The following is a 25,298-nucleotide window of genomic DNA, read 5'->3' as shown; positions in this document are numbered from 1 at the left end:
TTTCTCGTCGCTACATGCTCTCAAAACACCTTTAGATCGCACACACGCCTATCTGTCCAATTTGGGCAGTTTGAGAAACCAGCTTTCCATCCCCCCCCTTTTAGAATGGGCTCATCGACAATTTTTTATGAGGAACGACACGATGAGACAACTGATAGCAATTCTGGGAGTGGCAATTCTGGCCGGGTGTGCCTCTAACGCCCCCGAGCAAAAGCCTCAGCCCCAGACTGCCCCTGCCGAAAATGACAAACCTGCCCGAGTTAGCCGGGAACTGTCGATGGCATGGGACAACATGGGGCGCGGTGGTGCTGCATTACGTCAACCTGGTTATATCCATGTGCTGGGCGACGGTAATGTCAGCGCAACGATGAACAAGGTCAAAGATGACTCCGCTGGTTCAGATAAAACTCCAGCAGGGATCAAACAGCACGGGGATGTCAACGAAGCCATCAATACCTTCAAGTCCATGAATAAAGGCAAAGGCTACTCGCTGTACGAGTTGTCACGCTGGGAACGCTATTGCGATGGTGGCAAAGGTATGGACGAGCACGATTGGCGCTTTGTGGAAGCCGAGGGAACCACAAACATCCCCAAGGACGTTGTAACCGGCTGCATACCACCTACCCACACCTATAAAGATTATCTGAATGCCTGGACGCACTTTTGCACCAGTCAGGCTGTAACTGACGCAGATCGCCGCATTGTGCGCGAGTCCGTGCGTCCCTATTCAGTGGTGAACCCATGCAAAGCTCTGAAATAAGAAACCAGACAGAGCTAGGCCGTAAGGCTGAGCTCTTCGACGCTTTATTAATCATGCTCCAGGAGGCCGGTTCGAGGGGTAATTCCAGCGAAGCGGCCTATGTCATTTCTGGAGTCCTCGAAAACCTCTCCAGAGACTACCCCGAAGTCAAAGGTCTGGCTCAAAGCTGGACTGAGCTGGCGAATCTGGAATCAAAGATGAGAGGAGCTGCTTAATGGACCTTTATATCTGCGAGAAGCCTTCTCAGGCAAAAGATTTGGCTGGCGTAATGAAGGCCTCCCAACGAGGTGATGGATTTCTCCATGATGGAGGAAACCGCGTTATTACGTGGGCGTTCGGCCACCTGCTGGAATTGTATATGCCAGACGATTATGACGAACGCTACAAGTCATGGTCACTGGAGACCCTCCCTATTGCACCAGAGTCATGGCGGTACAACGTTCGCAAGAGTGCGTTCAAACAGTACAAAATTGTTGAGGGACTGGTCAAAAAGGCGAGCACCATCTACATCTCAACGGACTACGACCGAGAAGGTGAGGCTATCGCCCGTTCGCTTCTGGATCGATTCCGCTACTCTGGCCCTATTCGCCGAGTTTGTTTGACGGCTCTCGATGAGTCAAGCATCAAGAAAGCGCTGAACAACGTAAAGGATGGCAAGGATACGGTCTCACTCTACTACGCCGCATTGGCACGGCAACGCGCTGACTGGTTGGTAGGCATGAACGTGAGCCGCCTCTACACAGTGCTGGCCCGAGATGTCGGCTTCAACCACACTCTTCACGTTGGCAGGGTTATCACCCCAACCGTCGCTCTTGTTTGTCAACGGGACCGAGAGATCGCCGGTTTCACCCCCTCACCATACTGGACTCTGGGTGTGAACGTGTCCGTACAGAATGGACAGTTTGCCGCCCAATGGATACCACCAGAAGAGTGCAGTGACGAGCAAGGCCGGTGCGTCAATAAGGCCTATGCCGAGCAGGTAGCCTCCCAGGTCAATGGTGCCAATGCTGTTATCAGCAAAGCAGAAACCAAACCAGGTAAAGAGTCAGCCCCCCTCCCCTTCGATCTAACGTCGCTGCAACAATACGCGAGCAAACGATGGGGATACACAGCTCAGCAGGTACTGGATGCAGCTCAAGCTCTGTACGAGACGCACAAAGCGACCACCTACCCTCGTACTGACAGTCGTTATCTACCCGAGAGCCAAAAGGAAGACATTCCGGACATTCTCCAGGCGCTCATTTTGTCCGATCAGAACGTCTCTGGGCTGGTGGCTGGCGCAGATCCTCATCGCAAGGCCAGGGTATTCAATGACGCCAAAGTGACCGCGCACCACGCGATCATTCCAACACCGGCCAGAACAGACATCAGTGCCATGTCTGAGATCGAGTTCAATCTTTACGACGCCATCCGTCGTTTCTACATCGCGCAGTTCTACAGCGAGTTCGAGTTCACCAAAACCTCCATCGAGGTGCAGTGTGGGCGTCACCTCTTTGCGTCCGCTGGTAAGACACCTACCAAACAAGGCTGGAAGGTTTTGTTTGCTTCTGATAGTGAAAGCAGTCCCAAGGACGAGGGGGAAGACACCGACGCGCCGGTTGAACAAGAGAAGCTCCCCAGGGTTAGCCAGGGCGAACCTGCCTTGCTGAATGGGGCCGAGCTGGCAAACAAAATGACGCGGCCAGCACCGCACTTCACCGAAGCCACATTGCTTGCCGCGATGGAGAACATTGCCCGGTTCGTGACTGAGGAGAAGTTCAAACAAATCCTCAAAGACACAGCCGGTTTAGGCACTCCAGCAACACGCGCAAGCATCATCCAGGGCGCTGTTGATAAAGGCTACTTCAAGCGTCAGAAAAAGGTACTGCTTGCAACTGATAAGGCTCATGCGCTTATAGCAGTGCTTCCACCAGCCATCAAATCACCCGGCATGACTGCGGCTTGGGAGCAGGAGCTTGAGAAAGTTGCCTCCGGCTCCGGGAACATGTCTGTCTTCATGAAGCAGATTTCCACCTGGATCTGCCAAATGGTTGAGCAGCTCAAAGTGGCCGCACCGGTTCTGACCAAAGAAGGTGGCGCGATGGCTAAAGCCTTCGAGGGCGCGAAGCCTCCTTCACACGAATGCTTCAACTGCGGTGGAGAGATGCACCGGATCAAAGGGAAGAACGGTTTTTTCTGGGGCTGCCAGAACGAGGCTTGCAAGAAGACGTTCCCAGACAACCGAGGGAAACCCGAGAAACGTATCGCGGCGGAGGATTGTCCAGACTGCCCAGATTGCGGTAGCCCGATGCGTCTCAGGAAAGGAAAAGCCCCTGGCAAGAAACGAGCCTCTAAGTTCTGGGGCTGCACAGCGTATCCCGATTGCAAAGGCACTATGCCCTTCAAAAAGTCGGACTTTATGGATTGATAGAGGAATTAAGTATGTTTGGAAAAATCATTTTAACTGCGATGCTCACAACCAGCTCTGCCACTGCCGAAGATGCCGGGAAGAACATCGCCTCAGGCTTGGCAACTGCATCTACCCGCCAAATAGGTCAGGCCATCATGCCAACTCTAGCTATCGGCTCGGCCATTGCAAAAAGCGCAGGAAAAGGCATGGTGTTAGGTTTCGCTGAGACATCTGCCAGCTATATTTCCCACGATGACCTGAGCGCCACTCGAAGCTATCAAAACCCTGAGGCTGTTGATATGGCAAAAGGCCTGGGGACCTTGAAAGACGTCCCTGATTTCCTCTACGTCATTACAGACGTAAATGCCAACATGGCTGACAAATGCAAGCGCGTCTGGGAGCCTCAATCACTGGCTTTAAGCCAATTGATTGTTGAGCTGGTGGCACTGCGTAAGACGAACAACAAAGGTAGCTACGAACAAGCGCTATCCCACCTCGATTGTTCAATATTCACAAACTAAAACAATTAAGGGGCCGTCGGCCCCTTATCTTTAATTACCCAAGTTCTTTTGATACCTGAGCTACAATAGTTTTAAATCAGAATACCAAAATCAATTCACATGGATGGCGAATACTTCAACCGGATAATCTCCAAAGTGCGGGTGCGTTATGACGTTCCTTGAGAAGCCACGCCAAGGACGAATCTCTATCCTGGACATATCTCCAGCCTTTGGGTAGCCACACTTAACATGGACTTCATCATACTCGCGCCCCTCTAGTCTTTTTATCCAGTAGTCTGTGACGAGGCGATATTCATCTGGTTTTTCTCCAGATTTGATCTGATCGAAGTAAATCTTTTTTACGGGCAGATGAAGTATTCTCTTTTTCATAATCACCACCTGATAGCTCATCAGACTATCTAACTATTAGACAAAACATCCCTTTTTCAATTTCTGTCTCTCTCGCCTCATGGGCCAATACAATATCCGCGATAACACGAATATTCCCTTCATAGTTGCGAATGGCCGCATCCCGCATCGTGTCTAAAGTGTCCTGACACTTCGCTCGCCTGAATTTAACGAGCCAACTTTGCCGATCTATCTTGTCCACACCAAATCCCATTCAGCGAACCATGTATCCAGCTTCTTTTGCCGCAGCATCAAGCTCGGAGGAAAAGTTAACGTCGGACTTTTCTGCCGCGTTATAGAGGGCTCCACACTTGGGCCATGAGCGCCCTACCAGTTTCATCGCCAACGCATCCGCCAGCATTTCTCGGATCTGTGTTTCAGCCTCACCAAAATCGGCTAGAGTTTCGTCTATGCCCGACTCTTCCATCAGCTCGATGAGCTGAGGTTGTTTGAGCCAGACGCCTGTTTGCATTTCCAACTGGTCTCTTGCATCTGCCACCAATTGGCGTTCAAGGGTGACGCCATTTACGGTCTTAACAAATTGCTTTGGCTGACGCTTTACCTTTTTTGGTCTGGACACATCAGAGATAACCGTCACCGGCTTCCCACGCAGTTCACGCGGCAACGGTCCACTTAGCCCCAGAACTAAGCGACGAGCGTACTCATGCTCGTATGGTTTCAACCCTCGACCTTCACGGTACATCTCAGTATCCACCAGCAGATCACCGCGCAGCCTCGCGTTTTTCCGCACTTGTTCGGACAAGACCGATTTGCCCTTCCCGCTGGCTCCCATTACGAGCGAGTGAGATTCTACTTTGTTATCAAAAAACATAATTCCGCCCCCAAAGAGGTGTTGCTATAAAACATGGTTTGAACATCTGGCGCTGTTATTGCGCCCACCGATACTCTGGGCAACGCACTCTGTTGTGGCCGCTTTTCCCTTTGCTATTGGTGATGTCATCTTCATTCTTCGCAGCCCCCAGCTTACTCAGTATTTCAGCTTTTGTGGCGCGATGACCGCGTATTAAAAGAGCATTCAGCAGGTATCCAGTGAACACCTCTGTACTCGGCATACGGTCAAGCAACTCAACATACTGCTCATCCGTCAAATCATGGATCTCACAATATTTTTCCACCGCCTTTTCGTAGGCTTCTGCGTAGCCATGAGTGGAAATCCTGAAAACAATATCCCCATTGCCGTAGCCTGGCTTTGTGACGAGAAAACAAGGTGCGAAGTAGGTTCTCTTCACCCCCATCCGGCTCCGGTTCTCGATACTGATATAAGCCCTCAGCCCCTCAGCAATGATATTTGGCCCGGAGTTGCGTCGCCGCTTACAAGTCTTATTCTGACGCTTCACCTCTTCTGCCTCAGCTTCCCACTTTCGGTCCAAGCTGTAGGCCAGCCGGTGAGCTGTTGCGTAGGAATACTCTCTCAAGGAGAAGTATTCCTGCCGGTAATCATCCGCCACCCCAACTGTTCGTGCGACACGGAACCCGACGAAACCGGCGTCATGGGTTCCCTCGCCGTAGTAAATGACTGCCATTATTTACCTTCCTTACTTCTGATACCGTGCTGCACCACGGTATGGCGACCGCAATTCACATTCAGGTGATCCCGAACTGCGGCCATGACCGCTGAATGCAATCTGTAATCCACACTCTGCCCAAGTGTTTCTGTCGCTTGTTCTTTTGCCATCCACGAAATATCAAAGCTATCAGGTATCGACATCAACTCCTGAACCAGATCGACCGATGGCTTGTAAATGCGGCCACCGTCTTGGATGTACACTGCATCCTTTACCCCACGATCCTGAGACTTGAGGATGGTCGGGCAACTGGTGCTTTCTCTCGTCAAGAACGCAGGCATCCTGCGAGAAGTTGACTCTCTGGCCTGAATTGACTTCAACGCTGTGACGTCTGCACAATCCCCGAGGTGCTTCTCGATCACCGGCCACAATCGTCCACCAGCTCTCTGCTCAGGTTTCGGTGGAACGAACCCAGGGAAGACCGACGCCACCATGTAATAGCGTTCTCGCCCCTGGTACGCGCCGAAATCCAGACCGTTCAAGACCATCTCAGTGAGGAAGTACCCCATCCGCCGCAGTGTCGTTCCCATCATCGCCCCGGCTCCGGATGCTTTGAAGTTCGGGACGTTTTCCACCAGCACGACGGCAGGGTTCACGACCTCGATCTGTTTTAGTGCCGGGTAAACCATGTCGAGCATGGTGGAGAGATCTTCAAGAGAACGCTCTTTGTCCCTTGGACTTTTGGCGTTTGAGTGGTCATCACACCCCAACGAGTAATGGGCCAAACCAATTGGTGGGCACTCCGCCAGCAAGGCTCCAAGGCGATCCAGCTCCAGGTGATGAATGTCTTCATTCAGCAGGATACGCGGGGAGCTGTTCACCAGCGTATTGAGCGCATGTACTTCACTCAGGTTCCGCCCGGATGCTCTGTCTCTGGCTTCAACTGGACGATGTTCCAAAACAATCTCAGCCTTCCAGCCAAGCGATTCCATAACATGAATGTCTACCCCGCCAGTCAATGCCACAAAGGCACGGAAAGGGCTGGTTTTTCTGAACCGATCAGCAATGGCAAAGGCTCTGTTTGCGACGGGAGTGAAGACTACTCGACCTTTTCGCATTTCGACGTGGAAACGCTCTGTATAGCGAGGGAAGCACTTATCTATGAGCCCTTGTCCAGAAAACTCAATAACGGTTTCCAGCGGGTTGTTGGAGCGACTCTTTGGTTGATACCGGCGCTGATAAACCTGGTGTGTCTGTAGTTCATCGGTCGCTGGGATCACCGAAAAACCGCCCATCCCCTCCCCTGGCTCAACGGCGATGCCCATACCTGGCTTGAACCCCATAACATCCAAAAAGTTGGACGAAACCCTAACCTTGCGTTTATCGCCTACTCGATTGAACGCAAGTTGTTTGGTTACTACGGAGGGGGAGACGATCGGTAACATTGGTCAACCTCTTTTCTTCTTGTTTTGCTCGCGCTTCACCATTGCTCCAGCAGCTTTCAGAAGTCTCTGGTTCTCCGCCAGCTCCTCTTGGAGTTCCTGAGTATCCTCTTCTGTCTGAGCCTTTTTCAGCTCGGCCTCGCAATATTGGACCTCTTCCTGCAAGCTGACTTTCGCAAACTTGAGAGCGGCCAGTCGCGTCGTATAAACGCCAAAAGGCAATTCGCCACCTTCCCGGAACTGCTTCAAGCACCAGCTCGGTATAGATGGCAACCAACCAAAGTCCCCATTCTTCCGTGACCTTTTCCCCCACGTAATCCCATCTAACTTTTGGGCAAGATTGACATAGCGTTGATCGCTGGTTGAGTTGCGTCGTTTCTGAATAGAGCGAACTATCCACTCTGTAACCTCGACCTTTGCTTTATCATCATCAGAGATGTAATAAAGGGCTGCGTACAACACAGCGCCTTTACGAATGACTGATGGTGGGTATGCCTGGGCTTTCATCTATCCCCCTATCGCTTTTTCTTTCCGACAAGACGGAGATGATCGGCGGCCAAGTCATACTGCTCGTTTTTGTCGCGGCGGCGGAATCTGTCAAAAAACTTCCCTCGTGGCAGGGTTTCTTCCATAGCGATCAGGCGGTTCAGCCACACTTCTTGAGGTAGCATCCCTGCTGGAGTCGGCCCGAGCTTACGTCCTTCCTTGACGTGCTCCATTGTTTGCGTGGCAGTAAAAATCGCACCACCAAACTTTCTCCACTTGAATTGCAGGGGCATATCTGGAGACTCATCCAGCATCAATTTCTTATTGGTTTGTTCTGTCACGACAATTACTCCACCATCCATTCTTCACTAAGCAGGAACGCCCAGCGCTCTTCTGCTTTTTCTGGGTTGTCTTTGGCCTGTTTGATCATGATCTCGGCGGCGTTAAAGCCTACCTCTCCACTGAACCGGCCCCATGAATGGCTATGCCACTCGCGCATCACACTTCGGCCAAGCGATGCAAGTTCTGGACTTACACCCTCATGGAGGGCATAGAGCTCCCAAGCATCCCACCCGTATCGTAATAGGTTGTGCCCTGGGGCGTTAAAGGCCTGAGCAGCCTTGAACCGCTCTCCAGGCTCCTTCCCTCTAACATCCACACCCTGGAGCACCAACCCCATTACCACTTCAATGACAGGCTCGCGTTGCTTCTTTGCCAGCTCGATGGCAGCCACCAGCATTGCTTTGGCGTCAACAAATTTCCCATGCCCTTGGCACATACCGCAGGTTTCTTTGGAAGGGGAAAAGTCATAAACACCGGAACCAGCACAAAGGCGGCATGTCAGGTCAATCATGGGCTCTTCTCTCCTCATACTCTTCGATGCGCTCTTTCAGACGCTGAACCACTGGTGCGAGCTCAGGGATAGCTTCCGCTTCCTCAAGCGTGTATCGCTTGTCTTCCTGGTAATCGACTATTTGAGGAGGCCTTGGCTGTTTAGGGAACTCAGCAAAGTCATTCAGCGACATCGAGGTAGGAAGTCCTCCTTCAATCTCACCTTTTTCGTTGAGTGACTGAGTGACGATAAGCTGTGTTCCGCCCACCTCGGTATCAAAGCGGTCATCAAAGCGCTCACCGATAGTCCAGCCGCCACGGCCAAGAACACAGGTCGTACTCATACGTAGGCGATTGAATGCTTTAGCGTCATCCCAGTTCAAAGGATTTTCATCCATGAGGAAAAAAGGCGCTTCGTCCCGAACGAACACCTTGGACTTGGCGTTATCGAAGATCGGCCCAAACACCCCCTGCTGGAGGTATGGTTCGACTTTCTCTGCAAGATCCTGGTGCCCTTGAGAACGCAGCGCCTCATAGAGCTGGGTGATTGTTTGTTTGCCGGTGTCCGGAAGGCAGGACAATACTGTCTGCTTTTCCTCGTCACTCAGGCTTACCATTCTGGACAAAAAGCTGACTACCAGCTCGTTGTGCCCATCGACCGTTTCAATGTTGAGCTTGTTCTCGTCCATCTTCTTCCTCAGTAATCGGTTCGATAAATTCAATGGAGTCCATGCTTACATGACTGATAATGGCTTTCAGGCCGCAGCAGTCGCATGGTTCAAAGGTCAGTTCTGATCCCTTGGGAGACTGATGCGTGACCGTTGCCACAGCCCCTAGAGGGATCAACCCCCAGCCGTTTTTTAGTACCCGAGTAGTTCTGACCAGCCGACCTTTGTACTCTCGTTTCAGTTTCGGATGCGGCACTACCGCATATCGCTTACTCATTTCGGTCCCCTTGTACCAAAGGCTCGACAACCAGCTCTTGAGCTTCGTCCCAGTCGGACACCTTTGCATCACCAAACGCAAAGGCAATTCGCATAGCCACTGTCGGCCTGCCTATTTTCATCAAGTAAGCCGCAGCACCGGCACACATCGACTCTTGTCCCGAAGGTGCATAGTTACCCTCTTCATCCCATTCACCACCTGACTTTGAGTGCACGGTCTTGTGGCAATGAAACGTCGTCATGTCGTTTTCAACGATGTCGTTGATGATGCCTTCTAATCGCCCAGGGGCCAGCTCGATAGCGCCCTCCTTCCGGAATGGACAGTTGGCGCAAGGTTTCTTCAAACGGAGATGATTTGCTTGCTTTGGCATACATATCACTTTTACAGCATCATTTTATGATTCTATGATATAGCCATATTCCGTGTAGTCAATATCTCACTAACAATTACTTTCTATCGGACGCTTACGCGCCCATTTTGGGCAGATAGACAAGTTATTTGGGCGTTTGGGCGTTTGGAGTGTGCGAGGTGGACAGCGGGGAGACTTTCACATGTGAAAGTTTTGTTTCTTGGTATCGTTTTATTGTCTCTTGATATTATTTTATGATGCTGTAATAATCATAAATAAGGGCCGCATCGCTCTTCGACCTTCGTTGCAGCCCTTACAACACAATCAAGCAATTAAGGAGCTTTGTTATGCTGCAAGGCAATACTAACACGAATAAGCGCATCCCGCTCGCGGCGTTCATGAAATGGCCGCTGGCGAAACGTCAGGACTTCATCGACCGGGAAATGTCCGGTTGCCCCGACTTTATCAAGACGTCTTTGCTTCGGCATTAAGGCGATCAGGCAGGAAAGCAAAGAACCTCGCTTCGGCGGGGTTCTTCGTTTCTACCTCTTGAATGTTTCGTCAGAACAAACTGGAGCGCTTATGTCACCAGAAACACAGCAACTTACATCCAAGGCTTTATCTCTCATCGAGCAGTCCCGATACAGAATGGGCACATCTCGGTTTGTTGAGGCCTTTATTGACCAGTGGGCATACTTGCAGACTGGCCTATACCCAGCCAAGGAGGAGATCCCGGAAGAACTTCAGCCGGTCGCCTTCGAGCTCTCTCACGTCCTGTCTGCCGCCATTAAGCGCGACCCCACCAGCGATGTTTTGGGTTACGTCCTAAGCATGTCTGGCTTCCACAAGAAGGGCACCAATTACTTCCCCACTCCTCCAGAGATTGGCCGCTTGATGTCACTCATTGTTGGCTCACAGTCTTCGGCAGACTTTTATGAGCCCTGCTGTGGTTCTGGCATCAACGCCATTCACTGGATGGAAAACCTGATCGAGAACCACGGTCCCGAAGCATTGAGAGAAGCCTCAATCTACCTGGAAGACATCGATCCGTTGATGGTGAAGTGCTGCATGATCCAGCTATTCCATTATTTCGAGTCCCGCAATACCACTCCCAAAACGCTGAGTATCGTCGGCATAGACACCCTTAGCAGACGAACCAAGAACATCGCCTACTACGCCGAAAAACCTCCAGCAACCGCCGCTACCGTGGCAGCATAAAAAAACCCGCCGATTGGCGGGTTTTGCATTCAATGCGCTGCTCTATGGCACCTTACAGTTTTCCGTACCGGTTCAAGAACGAAGACCTGTCTAAGATCCCCCAGTCTGTCAGCATGTAGTAGCCGGTGGCACCTCGTTCGCCGGTAGACTCCCTGACGAACAAGATATTCATTCCGAACTCATCACGCAGGGCAGACAACTGTCTCTTGATCGTTGATTCAGGAATATTTGTTGCCTTGTGAAGGTCTTGGAGACTTGGCTTCTCCGTTTTAGACAGGGCATTCACCAAAGCAAATTTTCTTTTCATGTCCTGTGAGATCTTCATATTCACCTGTTCTTGACAGGCCCAACCTCTCTGGCTGGGCCTCCTTTATTAGCCTTCGACACTCAGGAGTTCAATGTCTGACACAGGCACATGAACATGCTTTTCCTTGCCTTCGCCATCGAGCGTTTTAACCCAGACAGTAGACGGAACCAGAGCAACACGGTCGGTCATGATGACTCCACGTTTGGTCTCGCCATCCAGGTTAACGTTGACAGCAAAAATCAAACTGTCAGCCCGGACGTTCTTCCATTCCTTGTCCTTCGGCAGAGGAGGAAGAGCATCACCGCCTTCTTCATCTTTGTCCTTGCCGCTGTTATCTGGCTGCTTGACAGGATCTTTGTGCTCACCCTCTTCATCACGCAAAGGGTCTTCGTCATCATCGTCCTGACCATTGGAATTTTTACCCCCTTCCAGTTCCTCCTGGGCAAGGTTCAGGTCGTCATTCCCGGTTTGTTCCGACGTACCATCCCCACCCGAGTTGAGGGATTGCTCGTCGGTGTTGCCAGCGCCAAGCTCATCATTCTGGTGGGAGCCAGTCAGTGGGCCTTTTTCCATTTCGTCTTTGATACGTTTGGCATCATTCAGCAGCTCACGGCTTTGTTTACGAGTAATCCCGTCAGACATAGCCACCGCGCAGACGGCGCGACATCTTTCTTCATTCAGATCGAACAAGAGACGAAGGTTATTCAAGGTCTCTGTATCAGAACATACTTCATTATCGTATAACTCACGCACACAGTCAGGTAGCTTGAGCAACGACAGATGCGTAGATACGAAAGTGATATTCTTACCGAGCCGATCAGCAATATCCTTTTGCTTCCAACCTTCTTCAATAAACAGGTTTAACGCCTCGGCAATCTCTACCGGAGTCAAGTCATCCCGCTGGATGTTTTCGATCAGCTCACCAGCAGTCTCGTCCAAGTTGTTCTGGACCTTATCATTCACCACCAAGTCAATGGTCTCGATACCAGCGTGTTTACACGCTCTCCAACGCCGCTCCCCTTTTTGGATGACGAACTTGCCTTCTTCGTTCTTCGGGAACACGATGATCGGAGACTGCTGCCCTTCGGTCAGCAAGGTTGCCGCCAGCTCTTCAATGTTACGGAAGCGCTTACGAACCTGGACCTTGGATACAACGTCGTCAACAGGTACGGTAAGAACCTCTTTGCCTTTCTTGCCTTTGGCGGCTTTAGCAAGTTCGGACAGGCCTTTTAAATTGTTCAATGCCATCGCTTAGCCCACCTTCTCTAATAGTTCTTCCAACACCGCCTCAACTTCTTTGGCCGCGACATGTCCATAGCGAAGCTCCCAGACAGGGATGCCATCAGTCGTCGCCGTATCGAGCGGAGGCCGGTGCATAATTTTGTTCTCAAACAACAGATCCGGAACTGTGTTCTCCAGCGACTTGAGGGCTTTGTCGTGATTGACAGAGCGGTCCATGTCGTTGATCACGATGCCCAGGATCTCCAAATCTTGGTTGTACGCCTCGCGCACACCAATAATCGTGTTCAGGAGACCTTCTACGCCGTCCACAGCGAAGCCAGAGAGCTTTACTGGACATGCCACATGGGTAGACATCACCAACGCTGCCACCAGCTTTCTGCCGAGGCTAGGCGGACAATCAATCAGCACGTAGTCGTAGTTCTCAAACAGCTCAGCCAAATGGCGAGCCGGATTCATGGCCTGGTCAAGAGGCACAGCCTCCATCTCAAACAGATCCGGGTCGTTTTTCGGCGTATGAATGAGGTCTGCACCGCAAGGGCAGTGCATGACCTCAATGCCGTCCAGCTCGTAAGCGAACAGCTCTGCGGTTTTGGTTCCTGTGAGGATGGGCTCGTAGTCACCATCCTCAAGCTCTCGTCTGGGGGCCAGTCGAGAGGACGTGTTCCCCTGACCATCCATATCCAAGACCAGCACTTTCTTTTTCTTCTGTAACGCCAGATAAAAGGCCTGCTGGATACAGAGGGTACTCTTACCCACTCCGCCTTTCTGGTTGGCGAAGCTGATTACTTTTGCCATACCCACCTCTATTTTGGTTTCTCGCAGGTGATCAAGACCACCCCCAAACTTTCACATGTGAAAGATTGTAGCGATCATAAAATGATACTGCAATATCTAATTATGGTTCTGTTAAAACAAACTTTAAACAAAAAAACGGCCATGAAGGCCGCTTATTGACAAGGTTTGTGCTGTCAGCGCAATTGATTTGCTGCTCCAAGCCCATTCGCCAATAACTGCATCGCATCGTTGAACAGCGCGGAGCCCCGTTCCGGTGTGAGCAATTCCGGCATATCTTCTCGCGGCCAAGTACCGGCTACTTGAATGAGCAAACTGGCAGCCCAGTGGATCTGCTTTTCTTCACTTTCATCGGCCAGAGTGCATACGACGGGGAAACCGTACTTACGCCCCCAGCGACTCACCTCTTTGAACGATACCAGCTCAGGCTTTTGCAAATCCCGGCTGTAGGCCTCAGCTATCATGTGGTTCAGTTCTTTAGCGTCCATTTATCCCACTCTATTGTAAACAAGACATTTTTATCTTTTATATTCAATGGCTTATTTTCCTGCTAATTGGTAATACCATGAAAAATACCATGCTCAGAAAAGGCTTAACAATATTTTGAAAAATTGCCTACTGAGCGCTGCCGCACAGCTCCATAGGCCGCTTTCCTGGCTTTGCTTCCAGATGTATGCTATTCTGCTCCTGCAGCTAATGGATCACCGCAAACAGGTTACTCGCCTGGGGATTCCCTTTCGACCCGAGCATCCGTATGAGACTCATGCTCGATTATTATTATTATAGAAGCCCCCATGAATAAATCGCTCATCATTTTCGGCATCGTCAACATAACCTCGGACAGTTTCTCCGATGGAGGCCGGTATCTGGCGCCAGACGCAGCCATTGCGCAGGCGCGTAAGCTGATGGCCGAGGGGGCAGATGTGATCGACCTCGGTCCGGCATCCAGCAATCCCGACGCCGCGCCTGTTTCGTCCGACACAGAAATCGCGCGTATCGCGCCGGTGCTGGACGCGCTCAAGGCAGATGGCATTCCCGTCTCGCTCGACAGTTATCAACCCGCGACGCAAGCCTATGCCTTGTCGCGTGGTGTGGCCTATCTCAATGATATTCGCGGTTTTCCAGACGCTGCGTTCTATCCGCAATTGGCGAAATCATCTGCCAAACTCGTCGTTATGCATTCGGTGCAAGACGGGCAGGCAGATCGGCGCGAGGCACCCGCTGGCGACATCATGGATCACATTGCGGCGTTCTTTGACGCGCGCATCGCGGCGCTGACGGGTGCCGGTATCAAACGCAACCGCCTTGTCCTTGATCCCGGCATGGGGTTTTTTCTGGGGGCTGCTCCCGAAACCTCGCTCTCGGTGCTGGCGCGGTTCGATGAATTGCGGCTGCGCTTCGATTTGCCGGTGCTTCTGTCTGTTTCGCGCAAATCCTTTCTGCGCGCGCTCACAGGCCGTGGTCCGGGGGATGTCGGGGCCGCGACACTCGCTGCAGAGCTTGCCGCCGCCGCAGGTGGAGCTGACTTCATCCGCACACACGAGCCGCGCCCCTTGCGCGACGGGCTGGCGGTATTGGCGGCGCTGAAAGAAACCGCAAGAATTCGTTAACTGCACATTCGGGATATTTCTCTATATTCGCGCTTCATCAGAAAACTGAAGGAACCTCCATTGAATCGAACTAATATTTTTTTTGGTGAATCGCATTCTGACTGGTTGCCTGTCAGAGGCGGAGAATCTGGTGATTTTGTTTTTCGACGTGGTGACGGGCATGCCTTCGCGAAAATCGCACCTGCTTCCCGCCGCGGTGAGCTCGCTGGAGAGCGTGACCGCCTCATTTGGCTCAAAGGTCGAGGTGTGGCTTGCCCCGAGGTCATCAACTGGCAGGAGGAACAGGAGGGTGCATGCTTGGTGATAACGGCAATTCCGGGAGTACCGGCGGCTGATCTGTCTGGAGCGGATTTGCTCAAAGCGTGGCCGTCAATGGGGCAGCAACTTGGCGCTGTTCACAGCCTATCGGTTGATCAATGTCCGTTTGAGCGCAGGCTGTCGCGAATGTTCGGACGCGCCGTTGATGTGGTGTCCCGCAATGCCGTCAATCCCGACTTCTTACCGGACGAGGACAAGAGTACGCCGCAGCTCGATCTTTTGGCTCGTGTCGAACGAGAGCTACCGGTGCGGCTCGACCAAGAGCGCACCGATATGGTTGTTTGCCATGGTGATCCCTGCATGCCGAACTTCATGGTGGACCCTAAAACTCTTCAATGCACGGGTCTGATCGACCTTGGGCGGCTCGGAACAGCAGATCGCTATGCCGATTTGGCACTCATGATTGCTAACGCCGAAGAGAACTGGGCAGCGCCAGATGAAGCAGAGCGCGCCTTCGCTGTCCTATTCAATGTATTGGGGATCGAAGCCCCCGACCGCGAACGCCTTGCCTTCTATCTGCGATTGGACCCTCTGACTTGGGGTTGATGTTCATGCCGCCTGTTTTTCCTGCTCATTGGCACGTTTCGCAACCTGTTCTCATTGCGGACACCTTTTCCAGCCTCGTTTGGAAAGTTTCATTGCCAGACGGGACTCCTGCAATCGTCAAGGGATTGAAACCTATAGAAGACATTGCTGATGAACTGCGCGGGGCCGACTATCTGGTATGGCGCAATGGGAGGGGAGCAGTCCGGTTGCTCGGTCGTGAGAACAATCTGATGTTGCTCGAATATGCCGGGGAGCGAATGCTCTCTCACATCGTTGCCGAGCACGGCGACTACCAGGCGACCGAAATTGCAGCGGAACTAATGGCGAAGCTGTATGCCGCATCTGAGGAACCCCTGCCTTCTGCCCTTCTCCCGATCCGGGATCGCTTTGCAGCTTTGTTTCAGCGGGCGCGCGATGATCAAAACGCAGGTTGTCAAACTGACTACGTCCACGCGGCGATTATAGCCGATCAAATGATGAGCAATGCCTCGGAACTGCGTGGGCTACATGGCGATCTGCATCATGAAAACATCATGTTCTCCAGTCGCGGCTGGCTGGTGATAGATCCCGTCGGTCTGGTCGGTGAAGTGGGCTTTGGCGCCGCCAATATGTTCTACGATCCGGCTGACAGAGACGACCTTTGTCTCGATCCTAGACGCATTGCACAGATGGCGGACGCATTCTCTCGTGCGCTGGACGTCGATCCGCGTCGCCTGCTCGACCAGGCGTACGCTTATGGGTGCCTTTCCGCAGCTTGGAACGCGGATGGAGAAGAGGAGCAACGCGATCTAGCTATCGCGGCCGCGATCAAGCAGGTGCGACAGACGTCATACTAGATATCAAGCGACTTCTCCTATCCCCTGGGAACACATCAATCTCACCGGAGAATATCGCTGGCCAAAGCCTTAGCGTAGGATTCCGCCCCTTCCCGCAAACGACCCCTGGAAGCCCCGTAGCGACGCGGAGAGGGGCGAGACAAGCCAAGGGCGCAGGCTCGATGCGCAGCACGACATAGCCGGTTCTCGCAAGGACGAGAATTTCCCTGCGGTGCCCCTCAAGTGTCAATGAAAGTTTCCAACGCGAGCCATTCGCGAGAGCCTTGAGTCCACGCTAGATCTATCTCATCTGCGCAAGGCAGAACGTGAAGACGGCCGCCCTGGACCTCGCCCGCGAGCGCCAGGCGCACGAGGCCGGCGCGCGGACCCGCGCCACGGCCCACGAGCGGACGCCGCAGCAGGAGCGCCAGAAGGCCGCCAGAGAGGCCGAGCGCGGCCGTGAGGCTTGGACGCTAGGGCAGGGCATGAAAAAGCCCGTAGCGGGCTGCTACGGGCGTCTGACGCGGTGGAAAGGGGGAGGGGATGTTGTCTACATGGCTCTGCTGTAGTGAGTGGGTTGCGCTCCGGCAGCGGTCCTGATCAATCGTCACCCTTTCTCGGTCCTTCAACGTTCCTGACAACGAGCCTCCTTTTCGCCAATCCATCGACAATCACCGCGAGTCCCTGCTCGAACGCTGCGTCCGGACCGGCTTCGTCGAAGGCGTCTATCGCGGCCCGCAACAGCGGCGAGAGCGGAGCCTGTTCAACGGTGCCGCCGCGCTCGCCGGCATCGCTGTCGCCGGCCTGCTCCTCAAGCACGGCCCCAACAGTGAAGTAGCTGATTGTCATCAGCGCATTGACGGCGTCCCCGGCCGAAAAACCCGCCTCGCAGAGGAAGCGAAGCTGCGCGTCGGCCGTTTCCATCTGCGGTGCGCCCGGTCGCGTGCCGGCATGGATGCGCGCGCCATCGCGGTAGGCGAGCAGCGCCTGCCTGAAGCTGCGGGCATTCCCGATCAGAAATGAGCGCCAGTCGTCGTCGGCTCTCGGCACCGAATGCGTATGATTCTCCGCCAGCATGGCTTCGGCCAGTGCGTCGAGCAGCGCCCGCTTGTTCCTGAAGTGCCAGTAAAGCGCCGGCTGCTGAACCCCCAACCGTTCCGCCAGTTTGCGTGTCGTCAGACCGTCTACGCCGACCTCGTTCAACAGGTCCAGGGCGGCACGGATCACTGTATTCGGCTGCAACTTTGTCATGCTTGACACTTTATCACTGATAAACATAATATGTCCACCAACTTATCAGTGATAAAGAATCCGCGCGTTCAATCGGACCAGCGGAGGCTGGTCCGGAGGCCAGACGTGAAACCCAACAGACCCCTGATCGTAATTCTGAGCACTGTCGCGCTCGACGCTGTCGGCATCGGCCTGATTATGCCGGTGCTGCCGGGCCTCCTGCGCGATCTGGTTCACTCGAACGACGTCACCGCCCACTATGGCATTCTGCTGGCGCTGTATGCGTTGATGCAATTTGCCTGCGCACCTGTGCTGGGCGCGCTGTCGGATCGTTTCGGGCGGCGGCCGGTCTTGCTCGTCTCGCTGGCCGGCGCTGCTGTCGACTACGCCATCATGGCGACGGCGCCTTTCCTTTGGGTTCTCTATATCGGGCGGATCGTGGCCGGCATCACCGGGGCGACTGGGGCGGTAGCCGGCGCTTATATTGCCGATATCACTGATGGCGATGAGCGCGCGCGGCACTTCGGCTTCATGAGCGCCTGTTTCGGGTTCGGGATGGTCGCGGGACCTGTGCTCGGTGGGCTGATGGGCGGTTTCTCCCCCCACGCTCCGTTCTTCGCCGCGGCAGCCTTGAACGGCCTCAATTTCCTGACGGGCTGTTTCCTTTTGCCGGAGTCGCACAAAGGCGAACGCCGGCCGTTACGCCGGGAGGCTCTCAACCCGCTCGCTTCGTTCCGGTGGGCCCGGGGCATGACCGTCGTCGCCGCCCTGATGGCGGTCTTCTTCATCATGCAACTTGTCGGACAGGTGCCGGCCGCGCTTTGGGTCATTTTCGGCGAGGATCGCTTTCACTGGGACGCGACCACGATCGGCATTTCGCTTGCCGCATTTGGCATTCTGCATTCACTCGCCCAGGCAATGATCACCGGCCCTGTAGCCGCCCGGCTCGGCGAAAGGCGGGCACTCATGCTCGGAATGATTGCCGACGGCACAGGCTACATCCTGCTTGCCTTCGCGACACGGGGATGGATGGCGTTCCCGATCATGGTCCTGCTTGCTTCGGGTGGCATCGGAATGCCGGCGCTGCAAGCAATGTTGTCCAGGCAGGTGGATGAGGAACGTCAGGGGCAGCTGCAAGGCTCACTGGCGGCGCTCACCAGCCTGACCTCGATCGTCGGACCCCTCCTCTTCACGGCGATCTATGCGGCTTCTATAACAACGTGGAACGGGTGGGCATGGATTGCAGGCGCTGCCCTCTACTTGCTCTGCCTGCCGGCGCTGCGTCGCGGGCTTTGGAGAAATTCTTCAAATTCCCGTTGCACATAGCCCGGCAATTCCTTTCCCTGCTCTGCCATAAGCGCAGCGAATGCCGGGTAATACTCGTCAACGATCTGATAGAGAAGGGTTTGCTCGGGTCGGTGGCTCTGGTAACGACCAGTATCCCGATCCCGGCTGGCCGTCCTGGCCGCCACATGAGGCATGTTCCGCGTCCTTGCAATACTGTGTTTACATACAGTCTATCGCTTAGCGGAAAGTTCTTTTACCCTCAGCCGAAATGCCTGCCGTTGCTAGACATTGCCAGCCAGTGCCCGTCACTCCGCGGTCTTCACTGCGTGATCGAGTTGATCGACACCCGCCGTGACACGCTCCATGAAGTGCCTGCCTGCGTCTGTTAGCCGAACGCCCCGCGCATGGCGCTCAAATAGCAGGACACCAAGGTTATCCTCCAGCGCTTTCACACGCGCGCTGACGCTCGACTGGCTGATACCAAGTGCCTTGGCCGCATGCCGAAAATTCAGATGCTCGGCGACGGCGATGAACTGAACAAGGGAAATGAGCGGTATCCTGCCAGACAGGATACCGACATTCACGAGGTTTCGATGGTTAGTGCGCCGCATCGGAGCGGGCCTGCTACCAGTCGTCGGTTAGACGACTGGCGACTTCTCGGTGGCAGCCCCACGGAGCCGAAGGAGCACCAGCCCCAACGAAACCAGTACCGCCATCGCCGTGGCGTAACAGATCACGGGCCACGCTGTGTCACCGTTTAAAAGTGCCACCGCCAATGTCCCGACAATGCTGACTATCAGGCTTTGAACGCAGAAGTAGAACGCGACCGCTGATCCCGCGATGTCGTCGAACTCTGCCAAAGCGCCGTTCGCGGTAACGGACACCGTGAAGACAATACCGACCGCGACAACCCACATCGGTAGGATGAAGGTGAGGAATGACGGCGAGCCGTAAAGTTCGCCGATCCCCAACAGGACCGCTCCGCAAACAAGCAACGCCATCCCACGCGCCACGCATCCTGCGATGCCCCATCTGGCGACAAAGGACTTCGCGAAACGGGTTGTCACGATCATTACAAGCGCGACAGTGGCGAAGGCAAAGCTGAATCCGATCTCGGAATATTCCGCTTGGCCTATGAGCACACGGGGAGCCGTCGAGAAGAAGACGAAGTAGGTGCCCATACCGGCGCTAAAGCCGACAGTGTAAACCCAAAAAGCCGGACTCGCGAAGATCGGCAAGACAGATCGGCGCGTCTTGACTTGATCCAGAGGGCGGGTTTCGTGCCACCTGAAACCCGCATTTAGGAGTGCGAGCATCGCCAGTATAGCCAAAGTAATGAATATCGCCTGCCATCCCAAGAACTCGCCGATCAATACTCCGGCGATAGGGCCGAGCGCAGGCACGAACGCCAGCATCGAACTGAAAAGGCCGTAGATGACGACACCCTCAGGACGGTTGGCATAAACGTCGCGAACCGTCGCGAACGTCGCCACCAGCATGGCCGACGCGCCCACTGCTTGAAGTAGACGGAAAGCGACAAAGGCCGGTGCAGTTGAAGACCAAGCTGCTCCCAGAGACGCAATGACGAAAGCCGTTGCGCCCGCAAGTAGAATTGGCCGTCGCCCGATTCTGTCTGAGAGCGGACCAAAAATCACCTGGCCCACGCCGAGCATCACCATATAGAGGCTCAACGTGAGTTGGATCATAGCGGGCGTCGTGTTCAGGATGCCGGGCATCGCTGGAACGACAGGGAGATAAATATCCATCGCCAGTGAAGCGAGGATGTCGAAAGGAGCCATCAGCAGCAGTGCTGCCGGCAGCGTATAGGCCCACGCGGGGCGTGTGGTGGTCATGACGAATCAACCCTCGATTAAGGAATACCGGGCGACGTCTGCTCGTCAGCAATCAGATGAGACTAGCCTTACAGAGCGCCGCAACAACAATACTGGTTGTTGCGGCTTACTTGTCTGCTGACTTGGAATTTCCCATCTGATTACTCCACGCTTACGAATATGAATTGCTACATTTTATCCGATTATCTTTTGCTTCGCAATGCGGCATGGGCGCACTCAGCGTTCCAGCCCCCTCTGCCGCCCTAACTGCCACGACACCGACCCGCCCTGCACGATGCCCATAACCTCGCGGCCGAGTTGGCGGTCGATGATCGGCCGCCACGGGACAAGGGTGAACTCATGGGATTTCTCGACCACGGCGAACTTGCCGCTCGATAGATGCACGGTTCCGGTAAACTTGCCGCTGACGCTCTCGCCGTCCGTGGCGGCGCGGAACGGCAGGCCCTTACTCAAAGCCATATCCGATCCGACGCCGGCTACCTCGCGCTCCCGCAGGATGGCGAGAAGGTTGCGCCGGTAGAAGACGCGGCTGTCCCGGCTGCGGGTGGCGTCGCCCTGTTCGATATGGTGCTCGCGGCGCTGGTCCATGGCTTCGCGGACTTGTTGCCCGAAGCCGGTTGGCGCAAGGTCGGCCGTCTCGCCGTGGATCAGCCGCCGGTCCAGCCAGGTCGCGCCGTCCGATCCGATCTGTTTGTTCAGATCGACCGGGGAAAGGACGCGAACGCTGGCCTGACTGTCTCGGCCGGCGTCATGGGCGGCGGCACGGCTGACCAGATCATCGGGGATGCGCCATTGGTCGGCGTCGATCCGCTCGACGATACCGGCCCGGCGTAGCGCCTCCAGCCGGCGCACATGGGCATCGACATAGCCCTCATAGTCGCCGCCTGGAACGCGGCACGTATAGGAAGAATAAACGCCCTTTTCACCCAAGTCCAACAGCTTTGGACCGCAGTTGACTCTTTCGACACCCCTGCGATGCAACCCAATCCGGCTGACGGGGAGCCAGCAACGCTGAAAATTTACCCTCCTCTTTCCCACTAGCGGCTCCTTTTCCGACAACCAGCACGGCGGATCCCTGCCGCGGCGCTGTGAACGCAGCATTTTGATTGGTATCGTTGGCCTTCAGGCTCGTCAGTCAAACAGACCCAGGAGCAGCTCAGCCGGTGGCGCCCGGCTTTCGGGTAACGCCCTGGTCCCGCTGGTTTCGGCTTTGTGCTTCAGGTGATCAAGGATCTGCTTGATCACTATAGGGTCTTCAATGCAGGCGATGACTTTCATGGCGCCGCCGCAGCCGCTGCAGGTCTCGATGTCGATATTGAAAACACGCTTGAGCCGTTGCGCCCATGTCATCGACGCTCGCCGTTGTGCTGGTGTTGCCGGTTCATCAGCCACCCTGACCTTGTTGCCCCTGCCCCGTTTTGCCGGCGTGACCAACGCCCGGTGCCGACTGTTGGGTGCGAACACCCCGTGGAAGCGGGTTAGGTTGACTCTGGGCTTCGGTACCAGGGCGGCCAGCCTTGCAATGAAATCCAATGGTTCGAAAATGACGTGCGTGGTGCCGTCCCGGTACGGCGTCTTGAGCTGGTAGCGCACGTTGCCGCCTCGTGTTAACGACAGCCGCTTCTCGGATACCGCCGGGCGGCTGATGTACCGGCACAGCCGTTCGAGCTTCTTGCGTTCATCGGCCCTGGCCGCCACGCCGGCGTGCAGGCTGGACCCGGCTACCTTGCCAATCCCGTCACCGAACGGATCACCACTGGTCGGCAGAGTTTGCAAAGTGAACACCTTTCGCCCCGCCTGTGAACCGACAGCGATACGGTAAGTGATCGAGTGCCCCAGCAGGGGTGTCATCGGGTCGTCATCCACCGCATCCGAGGCCAGATAGCTGTTTTCGACATCCCGTTCCAGCAGGCCTTGCCGTTCCAGATAGCGACCCACCCGGTGGGCGATGGTGTGCGTCAGCTGGGTGAGCTCTGGGCTGGTCGGCGCCTTGACCCAGCGGAAACGCGCTGAGCCGTGGGATTGCTCGACATACACACCGTCGAGAAACAGCATGTGGAAGTGAACATTCAGATTGAGCGCCGATCCAAAACGCTGGATCAGGGTGACCGCGCCCGTCTTGGCCACTTGGTGGGTATGGCCCGCTTTCTTGACCAGGTGCGTGGCAATGACGCGGTAAACGATGCCCAGCACCCACCCCATGATCTCGGGCCGGCTGGCAAACAGGAAACGCAGCTGAAACGGGAAGCTCAACACCCACTGACGCATGGGTTGTTCAGGCAGTACTTCATCAACCAGCAAGGCGGCACTTTCGGCCATCCGCCGCGCCCCACAGCTCGGGCAGAAACCGCGACGCTTACAGCTGAAAGCGACCAGGTGCTCGGCGTGGCAAGACTCGCAGCGAACCCGTAGAAAGCCATGCTCCAGCCGCCCGCATTGGAGAAATTCTTCAAATTCCCGTTGCACATAGCCCGGCAATTCCTTTCCCTGCTCTGCCATAAGCGCAGCGAATGCCGGGTAATACTCGTCAACGATCTGATAGAGAAGGGTTTGCTCGGGTCGGTGGCTCTGGTAACGACCAGTATCCCGATCCCGGCTGGCCGTCCTGGCCGCCACATGAGGCATGTTCCGCGTCCTTGCAATACTGTGTTTACATACAGTCTATCGCTTAGCGGAAAGTTCTTTTACCCTCAGCCGAAATGCCTGCCGTTGCTAGACATTGCCAGCCAGTGCCCGTCACTCCCACTCGATTGTAAACAAGCACACAAAACCCTTTAGTGACAACAATTTGCAAGAACTATCAGGCTCAGTGCCATGAAAAATACCATGACCAGATCATGAGGTTGAACACGGCTTGCGCCGGCAGCGTTCACGCTCCTGGTCGGCGATCTCGCCCGGCTGCAATGCTAGCTCAGCATCGGTCATGCGCTCCAGCACGTCGCGTAGGCGGATGGTGCAAGGAATGGGCGGCAGCTCGAACTCATAGCCGCCGGCGATCATTTCGGCCGCAATCTCCTCGGTGATGAAAAACGGCTCGTCGTCTTGGTTCGGCTTCTTCATGCCCTTTCCTCCTGGCGCTCATCCTGGCCGACAGCGGCCAGGGCATCGGCTTCCGTCAATGCGTCCTCCACGAACGCGCCGTGCTGCTTCGCTTCGGCCTGGCTGACCTCGGCCCATATCCGTTTCACCTGGGCCGCACTGTACCCGGCCAGCTCGGCGGTCTTGTTGATGCTGTAGCCGGACTTGCGCAGCGCGACAACTTGGGCGCGGCGCTTCGGATCAGCACGGCGGCCCTTGTACCGCCCGGCCTGGCGGGCCAACTCAATGCCTTGGCGTTCGCGCCTGTCCTCGTAGTCGTCGCGGGCCATCTGCAAGGCCAGGCGAAAAAGCATGATCTGCACGGCTTCCAGCACGATCTTGGCGACGCCCTGGGCCTCGGCCGCCAGGTCGGATAGATCGACCACGCCAGGGACGGCCAGGCGTGCGCCTTTGGCCTGTATCGAGGCCACCAGGCGCTCGGCCTCGGGCAAAGGTAGGCGGCTGATGCGGTCGATCTTCTCGGCAATGACCACCTCGCCGGGCTGTAGGTCGCCGATCATGCGCAGCAGCTCAGGCCGGTCGGCGCGTGCGCCGGATGCCTTCTCACGGTAGATGCCGGCGACGTAGTAGCCGGCGGCCTTCGCGGCCGTAGTGATCGCCTCTTGGCGTTCCAAGTCCTGCGCGTCGGTGCTGACGCGCAGATAGACCCGCGCCACCATCGGCGCGGCTACTGGCTTCGTCCTGCGCATACTTGCGGGCTCCTTTGGGCATACGCAAAGTGTCCGGTCATGCTACCCCCGGCCAAAAAGGCCGTCATGCGATTTATCTTGGCCGGGTCGTTATTGGCGGGTCTAAATGGCCGCTCCGTGGATCTCATCGCCAGAAATGGCGATGCGAGATCCAGGGCAGGGCGGCCGCCATCGTCAGACCTGGCGATGGTCGACGCCGGCGCGCATCGTCGGATGTGGCGATGCGAGCTCGAGGTCGGTGGCCACCGCCGGCGACCTGGTGCCATCGTCGGCAATGGCGATGCTGCAGCTCGACGTGCGCGGCCTGGTCGTCTCGGCATCGTCGGATGCGGCGATGCTCGAGCGAGGCGAAAAAAAACCGCCTCGGGGTGTCCGAGGCGGCAAGTCTGCATGCGGTTCAGGGAGGAAGAAACCGCGCCGGCGATCAGGGAGGAAAACCGCGCGGCCTGATGTGCAGCTCGGCCACTTTAGCCGGATTTTTCGACTTATCCGATGCGAGCGGCCCGCCGTGGGCGCTGCTCGATCTGCTGTTGCTTTTTCTCGACGTGCTTCTGCTCCTGGTGCTGCTGCTCGTCGCGCGGCACTGTTGCAAAGTTAGCGATGAGGCAGCCTTTTGTCTTATTCAAAGGCCTTACATTTCAAAAACTCTGCTTACC

Annotated in this window: 33 protein-coding genes and 1 pseudogene; 12 read left to right on the top strand and 22 right to left on the bottom strand. The window is 55.2% G+C overall.

The features are described 5' to 3' along the window. Positions 1-142 precede the first annotated feature (142 nt). The 4 genes from R8O11_RS15455 to R8O11_RS15440 are packed head-to-tail and all read left to right on the top strand — an operon-like array spanning position 143 to position 3,670. Positions 143-760 carry a hypothetical protein gene (locus R8O11_RS15455; RefSeq protein WP_001249395.1) on the top strand — a complete coding sequence of 206 codons (618 nt, stop codon included), beginning with the start codon at positions 143-145 and terminating at the stop codon, positions 758-760. Beyond that, positions 742-975 carry a hypothetical protein gene (locus R8O11_RS15450; protein WP_001191890.1) on the top strand — a complete coding sequence of 78 codons (234 nt, stop codon included), beginning with the start codon at positions 742-744 and terminating at the stop codon, positions 973-975. The genes R8O11_RS15455 and R8O11_RS15450 overlap by 19 nt, the downstream gene beginning before the upstream one ends. Beyond that, complete coding sequence (locus tag R8O11_RS15445; protein WP_000366823.1) at positions 975-3,167, top strand: DNA topoisomerase 3; 2,193 nt, start codon at positions 975-977, stop codon at positions 3,165-3,167. Before R8O11_RS15450 ends, R8O11_RS15445 begins: the two co-directional genes overlap by 1 nt. A gap of 14 nt (positions 3,168-3,181) precedes the next feature. After that, complete coding sequence (locus R8O11_RS15440) at positions 3,182-3,670, top strand: hypothetical protein (RefSeq protein ID WP_000467110.1); 489 nt, start codon at positions 3,182-3,184, stop codon at positions 3,668-3,670. A 90-nt stretch (positions 3,671-3,760) separates the two neighbouring features. On the opposite strand, the gene R8O11_RS15435 is transcribed toward R8O11_RS15440, so the two are convergent. The 10 genes from R8O11_RS15435 to R8O11_RS15390 all read right to left on the bottom strand — a co-directional run bounded on the left by R8O11_RS15435 (position 3,761) and on the right by R8O11_RS15390 (position 9,657). Beyond that, positions 3,761-4,039 carry a hypothetical protein gene (locus tag R8O11_RS15435; protein WP_000746034.1) on the bottom strand — a complete coding sequence of 93 codons (279 nt, stop codon included), beginning with the start codon at positions 4,037-4,039 and terminating at the stop codon, positions 3,761-3,763. Between the two features lie 232 nt (positions 4,040-4,271). Further along, positions 4,272-4,820 (bottom strand): phage head-tail adapter protein, encoded by a 549-nt coding sequence (locus tag R8O11_RS15430; protein ID WP_225452416.1) that lies wholly within the window; start codon positions 4,818-4,820, stop codon positions 4,272-4,274. A 124-nt stretch (positions 4,821-4,944) separates the two neighbouring features. Then, complete coding sequence (locus R8O11_RS15425; RefSeq protein ID WP_000268552.1) at positions 4,945-5,601, bottom strand: hypothetical protein; 657 nt, start codon at positions 5,599-5,601, stop codon at positions 4,945-4,947. Continuing rightward, positions 5,601-7,028 carry a DNA cytosine methyltransferase gene (locus tag R8O11_RS15420; protein ID WP_000936897.1) on the bottom strand — a complete coding sequence of 476 codons (1,428 nt, stop codon included), beginning with the start codon at positions 7,026-7,028 and terminating at the stop codon, positions 5,601-5,603. Before R8O11_RS15420 ends, R8O11_RS15425 begins: the two co-directional genes overlap by 1 nt. Before the next feature lie 3 nt (positions 7,029-7,031). Continuing rightward, positions 7,032-7,532 (bottom strand): hypothetical protein, encoded by a 501-nt coding sequence (locus tag R8O11_RS15415; RefSeq protein ID WP_000647188.1) that lies wholly within the window; start codon positions 7,530-7,532, stop codon positions 7,032-7,034. An 8-nt stretch (positions 7,533-7,540) separates the two neighbouring features. Next, positions 7,541-7,852, bottom strand: coding sequence for a hypothetical protein (locus R8O11_RS15410; RefSeq protein WP_001447539.1), 312 nt, complete (start codon positions 7,850-7,852; stop codon positions 7,541-7,543). Positions 7,853-7,857: 5 nt separating this feature from the next. Next, entirely contained in the window at positions 7,858-8,364 is a 507-nt protein-coding gene (locus R8O11_RS15405; protein ID WP_000566443.1) for a hypothetical protein, read from the bottom strand. Next, on the bottom strand, positions 8,357-9,031 hold the full coding sequence (locus R8O11_RS15400) for a hypothetical protein (protein ID WP_000344149.1): 675 nt from the start codon (positions 9,029-9,031) through the stop codon (positions 8,357-8,359). Before R8O11_RS15400 ends, R8O11_RS15405 begins: the two co-directional genes overlap by 8 nt. After that, positions 9,006-9,287, bottom strand: a complete 282-nt coding sequence (locus R8O11_RS15395; RefSeq protein WP_000044823.1) for a hypothetical protein — start codon at positions 9,285-9,287, stop codon at positions 9,006-9,008. Before R8O11_RS15395 ends, R8O11_RS15400 begins: the two co-directional genes overlap by 26 nt. Continuing rightward, positions 9,280-9,657: a hypothetical protein gene (locus R8O11_RS15390; RefSeq protein ID WP_001125904.1), complete on the bottom strand. Its 378-nt coding sequence runs from the start codon at positions 9,655-9,657 to the stop codon at positions 9,280-9,282. Before R8O11_RS15390 ends, R8O11_RS15395 begins: the two co-directional genes overlap by 8 nt. 326 nt (positions 9,658-9,983) lie before the next feature. Between R8O11_RS15390 and R8O11_RS15385 the strand changes: the two genes are divergently transcribed. Further along, positions 9,984-10,127, top strand: coding sequence for a hypothetical protein (locus tag R8O11_RS15385; RefSeq protein WP_000939033.1), 144 nt, complete (start codon positions 9,984-9,986; stop codon positions 10,125-10,127). 91 nt (positions 10,128-10,218) lie between these two features. Continuing rightward, a complete protein-coding gene (locus R8O11_RS15380) occupies positions 10,219-10,854 on the top strand; it encodes an N-6 DNA methylase (protein ID WP_000074431.1) in 636 nt (211 codons plus the stop codon). A gap of 52 nt (positions 10,855-10,906) precedes the next feature. Here R8O11_RS15380 and R8O11_RS15375 read toward each other — a convergent pair whose 3' ends face one another. The 4 genes from R8O11_RS15375 to R8O11_RS15360 form a co-directional block, all read right to left on the bottom strand. Beyond that, the gene (locus R8O11_RS15375; RefSeq protein WP_000703827.1) at positions 10,907-11,179 is read right to left on the bottom strand and encodes a helix-turn-helix domain-containing protein; all 273 of its coding nucleotides are present in this window, start codon (positions 11,177-11,179) and stop codon (positions 10,907-10,909) included. A gap of 48 nt (positions 11,180-11,227) precedes the next feature. Continuing rightward, on the bottom strand, positions 11,228-12,409 hold the full coding sequence (locus tag R8O11_RS15370) for a ParB/RepB/Spo0J family partition protein (RefSeq protein WP_001207227.1): 1,182 nt from the start codon (positions 12,407-12,409) through the stop codon (positions 11,228-11,230). 3 nt (positions 12,410-12,412) lie between these two features. After that, complete coding sequence (locus R8O11_RS15365; protein WP_001151304.1) at positions 12,413-13,198, bottom strand: ParA family protein; 786 nt, start codon at positions 13,196-13,198, stop codon at positions 12,413-12,415. A gap of 173 nt (positions 13,199-13,371) precedes the next feature. Next, positions 13,372-13,683, bottom strand: coding sequence for a hypothetical protein (locus tag R8O11_RS15360; protein WP_000338945.1), 312 nt, complete (start codon positions 13,681-13,683; stop codon positions 13,372-13,374). 306 nt (positions 13,684-13,989) lie between these two features. Between R8O11_RS15360 and sul2 the strand changes: the two genes are divergently transcribed. From sul2 to R8O11_RS15340, 4 genes are all read left to right on the top strand, one after another. After that, entirely contained in the window at positions 13,990-14,805 is an 816-nt protein-coding gene (sul2, locus tag R8O11_RS15355) for a sulfonamide-resistant dihydropteroate synthase Sul2 (RefSeq protein ID WP_001043260.1), read from the top strand. A 60-nt stretch (positions 14,806-14,865) separates the two neighbouring features. Next, positions 14,866-15,669, top strand: a complete 804-nt coding sequence (aph(3'')-Ib, locus tag R8O11_RS15350) for an aminoglycoside O-phosphotransferase APH(3'')-Ib (protein ID WP_001082319.1) — start codon at positions 14,866-14,868, stop codon at positions 15,667-15,669. Further along, positions 15,669-16,505: an aminoglycoside O-phosphotransferase APH(6)-Id gene (locus R8O11_RS15345; RefSeq protein ID WP_000480968.1), complete on the top strand. Its 837-nt coding sequence runs from the start codon at positions 15,669-15,671 to the stop codon at positions 16,503-16,505. The genes aph(3'')-Ib and R8O11_RS15345 overlap by 1 nt, the downstream gene beginning before the upstream one ends. Before the next feature lie 305 nt (positions 16,506-16,810). Beyond that, the gene (locus R8O11_RS15340) at positions 16,811-17,053 is read left to right on the top strand and encodes a transposase (protein WP_000844627.1); all 243 of its coding nucleotides are present in this window, start codon (positions 16,811-16,813) and stop codon (positions 17,051-17,053) included. 31 nt (positions 17,054-17,084) lie between these two features. On the opposite strand, the gene tetR(A) is transcribed toward R8O11_RS15340, so the two are convergent. After that, complete coding sequence (gene tetR(A) / locus R8O11_RS15335; protein ID WP_000164043.1) at positions 17,085-17,735, bottom strand: tetracycline resistance transcriptional repressor TetR(A); 651 nt, start codon at positions 17,733-17,735, stop codon at positions 17,085-17,087. 105 nt (positions 17,736-17,840) lie between these two features. Here tetR(A) and tet(A) point away from each other — a divergent pair, with 105 nt between their 5' ends. Beyond that, on the top strand, positions 17,841-19,040 hold the full coding sequence (tet(A), locus tag R8O11_RS15330; protein WP_000804063.1) for a tetracycline efflux MFS transporter Tet(A): 1,200 nt from the start codon (positions 17,841-17,843) through the stop codon (positions 19,038-19,040). Here the strand turns inward: tet(A) and R8O11_RS15325 are convergent. The 7 genes and pseudogenes from R8O11_RS15325 to R8O11_RS15295 form a co-directional block, all read right to left on the bottom strand. Further along, positions 18,986-19,195: pseudogene (locus tag R8O11_RS15325) on the bottom strand (IS91 family transposase); the annotation flags it as partial. The gene tet(A) and the pseudogene R8O11_RS15325 sit on opposite strands and share 55 nt — an antisense overlap. Before the next feature lie 111 nt (positions 19,196-19,306). Continuing rightward, positions 19,307-19,612, bottom strand: a complete 306-nt coding sequence (locus R8O11_RS15320; RefSeq protein WP_001255015.1) for a LysR family transcriptional regulator — start codon at positions 19,610-19,612, stop codon at positions 19,307-19,309. 27 nt (positions 19,613-19,639) lie between these two features. Continuing rightward, a complete protein-coding gene (gene floR, locus R8O11_RS15315) occupies positions 19,640-20,854 on the bottom strand; it encodes a chloramphenicol/florfenicol efflux MFS transporter FloR (RefSeq protein WP_000214122.1) in 1,215 nt (404 codons plus the stop codon). A gap of 216 nt (positions 20,855-21,070) precedes the next feature. Further along, positions 21,071-21,955, bottom strand: a complete 885-nt coding sequence (locus R8O11_RS15310; RefSeq protein ID WP_001447541.1) for a DUF3363 domain-containing protein — start codon at positions 21,953-21,955, stop codon at positions 21,071-21,073. 30 nt (positions 21,956-21,985) lie between these two features. Next, on the bottom strand, positions 21,986-23,479 hold the full coding sequence (locus R8O11_RS15305) for an IS91-like element ISVsa3 family transposase (protein ID WP_001120888.1): 1,494 nt from the start codon (positions 23,477-23,479) through the stop codon (positions 21,986-21,988). Between the two features lie 210 nt (positions 23,480-23,689). Continuing rightward, positions 23,690-23,914 (bottom strand): hypothetical protein, encoded by a 225-nt coding sequence (locus R8O11_RS15300; RefSeq protein WP_000743213.1) that lies wholly within the window; start codon positions 23,912-23,914, stop codon positions 23,690-23,692. After that, positions 23,911-24,642 (bottom strand): recombinase family protein, encoded by a 732-nt coding sequence (locus R8O11_RS15295; RefSeq protein WP_318194262.1) that lies wholly within the window; start codon positions 24,640-24,642, stop codon positions 23,911-23,913. Before R8O11_RS15295 ends, R8O11_RS15300 begins: the two co-directional genes overlap by 4 nt. Positions 24,643-24,968: 326 nt before the next feature. On the opposite strand from R8O11_RS15295, the gene R8O11_RS15290 reads away from it, so the two are divergent. Then, positions 24,969-25,298, top strand: a 330-nt coding sequence (locus R8O11_RS15290; protein ID WP_170868628.1) for a hypothetical protein, incomplete at its 3' end; no start/stop codon positions are given.

The organism is Vibrio sp. 1288, from assembly GCF_033344475.1.
This window is presented reverse-complemented; position numbering and strand designations above follow the sequence as displayed.